The sequence below is a fragment of the Streptomyces sp. SID11385 genome, assembly GCF_010548245.1.
Classification (GTDB): Bacteria; Actinomycetota; Actinomycetes; order Streptomycetales; family Streptomycetaceae; genus Streptomyces.
Window position 1 is genome coordinate 1 of the sequence record NZ_JAAGLR010000980.1, and the last position, 3,051, is coordinate 3,051.

Sequence of the window (3,051 nt, forward strand, 5' to 3'; positions counted from 1 at the left end):
CCCGCCCGGCCCCGTACCCGCCGCCCGGTTGTACCGCCGCAGCCACGCCTCGTCCGGCGTCCTGCCGAGCCGCACGCCCGGATCGGCCGTCTCGGGGCCCTCGGCGACCGGGGCCGCGACCGCGAGCGATCCCATGGACGCGGGCCCCAGTTCGGCGAGCGGCGCCAGCGCGCCCACCATCACCAGCGCGGACACCTCGCGCCGCCACCCGTGCGCCTCCAGCTCGGCCGCCAGCACCTCCTGCGTGTCCGCCGCACCGGTCGCGAGCTGCGCGTACGCGGGCAGCCCCCGCGCCCCGTACCACCGACGCACCTGGTCGAGGGCCTGCGCCAGCGGCATGCCGGGGTCCCCGAGCGGCAGGACGGAGTTGGCGCGCCGCGTGAATCCGGTGGACGCGCCCGTGCCGCCCACCGCCCCGTCCACCCGCGAGGCCCGCAGCAGCCAGCCGCCGAGCGCCTCCCGCTCCACGGCCTGCCAGCCGCGCTCCTGAACCCCCGCCAGCTCGGCGAAGTCCGCCGCCGGACCGCGCCTGCGCGCCGGGGCCGCCGGGACGACCTTCGCCGCGACCACCGCTTCCTCCGCGAGCCGCACCCGCGTCCCGTCCCGCCGGGTCACGAGCAGCACGCCCTCGTCCCAGGATGTGAGAATGCCCACCGTGTCCGTGAAAGCGGCACCCGGCGCGGCGGCTTCGGCGAGACTCCGCACCGTGACTCGTTTGCCCACGTCAGACGCGCCGATACGGACTTCAAGGCGTGCTCCCGCCGCGAATTCCATGGTGTGGACCGCCCCTCCTGTTCGGATCATGACCCCGAGCGGAGATACTAGGTGCCGGGCATCGACGACGCCGCTCCCGCGCGCGCCAGGCGGCGGGACCCCAGGACGGGCCCGCCAGCGCCCTATCGAGGAGGAACGACAGCGTGACCTACGTCATCGCGCAGCCTTGTGTCGACGTCAAGGACAAGGCTTGCATCGAGGAGTGCCCGGTCGACTGCATCTACGAGGGGAAGCGTTCCCTCTACATCCACCCGGATGAGTGCGTCGACTGTGGTGCCTGCGAGCCGGTCTGCCCGGTCGAGGCGATCTTCTACGAGGACGACACTCCGGAGGAGTGGAAGGACTACTACAAGGCGAACGTCGAGTTCTTCGACGAGCTGGGCTCGCCCGGCGGTGCCAGCAAGCTCGGCCTGATCGAGCGCGACCACCCCTTCGTCGCCGCCCTTCCGCCGCAGAACGGGTGAGCCGCGGGCCCTGCGGCCCGCCTCCGCTACCCGGTGCGCCCGCGCACTTCCGGTCCCGCCCGTGCACCCGCACCGGCGGGACCTGCGCGTTTCCGGTACGGGTGACAGCTTTCCGGTACGGATGACACCCCGCCGCCCGCGCCGGAAACCGCCCCGTGCCCGCCACCGCTCCCGCCCCGTATCCGCCACGCCCCGAAAAGAGCCCCCCGTGCCCGCCTCCCCCCGGCCACTGAACGACCTGCTCCCCGGCTTCCCCTGGGACAAGCTGGAGTCGTACAAGAAGACCGCCGCCGCGCATCCCGAAGGGATCGTCGACCTCTCCGTCGGCACCCCCGTCGACCCCGTGCCCGGCTTTGTCCAGGACGCCCTGAGCGCCGCCGCCGACTCGCCCGGCTACCCGACCGTGTGGGGCACCCCCGCGCTGCGCGACGCCGTCGTGGAGTGGGCCGGGCGGCGCCTGGGCGCGCGCGGCCTGAGCCACCGCCACGTGCTGCCCGTCGTCGGCTCCAAGGAGTTCGTCGCCTGGGCCCCGCTCCAGCTCGGCCTGGGCCCCGGCGACCGCGTCGCCTACCCGCGCCTCGCCTACCCCACGTACGAGGTCGGCGCGCGCCTCGCGCGCGCGGAGCACGAGGTCTACGACGACCCGACGACGCTCGACCCCGAGGGCCTGCGCGTCCTCTGGCTCAACTCGCCGTCCAACCCGACCGGCCGGGTCCTCGGCAAGGACGAGCTGACCCGGATCGTCGCGTGGGCGCGTGAGCACGGCGTCCTCGTCCTGAGCGACGAGTGCTACCTCGAACTGGGCTGGGAGGCCGATCCGGTCTCGGTGCTGCACCCGGACGTGTGCGGCGGCAGCTATGAGGGCATCGTGGCCGTCCACTCGCTCTCCAAGCGCTCCAACCTCGCCGGGTACCGCGCCGCGTTCGTCGTCGGCGACCCCGATGTCCTCGGCCCGCTGCTCCAGGTCCGCAAGCACGGCGGCATGATGACGGCCGCGCCCGTGCAGGCCGCCACGGCCGCCGCGCTCGGCGACGACAAGCACGTCGAGGAGCAGCGCGAGCGCTACGCGGCCCGCCGCACCGCGCTGCGCACGGCCCTGCTGGACCACGGCTTCCGCATCGAGCACAGCGAGGCGAGCCTCTACCTGTGGGCGACGCGCGGCGAGTCCTGCTGGGACACGGTCGCGCACCTCGCCTCGCTCGGCATCCTCGTGGCGCCCGGCGACTTCTACGGCGACGCGGGCGAGCGCTTCGTCCGCGTCGGCCTGACGGCGAGCGACGAGCGGATCGCGTCGGCGGTGGCGCGGCTCTCGGCCTGAGCCGCGCCGGGAGCGGGACAGCGGTACGGGTAGAGAACGGGCCGGGGCCCGGGGAGTTCGTGCTCCCCGGGCCCCGGCCCTCCTGCGTCGTTTCCGGCTCAGCCGAGCGGGAGGCCCTTCGTGGGGAGGAGGCCGCCGAGGCCGCCGGTGAGGCCGCCGCCCTTGCCGGTGCCGCTGACGGTCTTGCCCGCGCCACCGAGCAGGTCGCCGTTGCCCGCGCGCTCCGTGACGGGGGCGACGGTGTGGCCGGCGTGGCCGACGAGCTTCCCGGCCTCGGGCGCCGCCTTGCCGACCGCCTTGCCGCCGGTCTCGCCGAGCGTCTGCGCGGCGCCCTTGGCGGCACCGTCGACGGTCGAGCCCACGGCGTCGCCGTCGAGCGAGGAGACCCCGAGGCCCTGCGTCGAGGGCAGCTCGGCGGCGTTCGCGGCGCCGGCCGCGCCGATCACGGGCGCGGCACCGGCGGCGAGCAGCAGCGCGGCACCGGCGAGGCGGCGG

General features: G+C 75.2%; 3 protein-coding genes and 1 pseudogene. 2 read left to right on the forward strand and 2 right to left on the reverse strand.

The window, feature by feature from the left end; all coding sequences use genetic code 11:
* A pseudogene (locus G3I42_RS30000) lies at positions 1-774 on the reverse strand (GNAT family N-acetyltransferase); the annotation flags it as partial.
* A gap of 143 nt (positions 775-917) precedes the next feature.
* Between G3I42_RS30000 and fdxA the strand changes: the two are divergent.
* Together fdxA and dapC are read left to right on the forward strand one after the other, a co-directional pair.
* Positions 918-1,238: a ferredoxin gene (gene fdxA, locus G3I42_RS30005; protein ID WP_010267089.1), complete on the forward strand. Its 321-nt coding sequence runs from the start codon at positions 918-920 to the stop codon at positions 1,236-1,238.
* 208 nt (positions 1,239-1,446) lie between these two features.
* Entirely contained in the window at positions 1,447-2,556 is a 1,110-nt protein-coding gene (gene dapC, locus G3I42_RS30010; RefSeq protein ID WP_164290898.1) for a succinyldiaminopimelate transaminase, read from the forward strand.
* Between the two features lie 98 nt (positions 2,557-2,654).
* Here the strand turns inward: dapC and G3I42_RS30015 are convergent.
* A partial coding sequence (locus G3I42_RS30015; protein WP_164290899.1) for a hypothetical protein occupies positions 2,655-3,051 on the reverse strand: 397 nt, incomplete at its 5' end.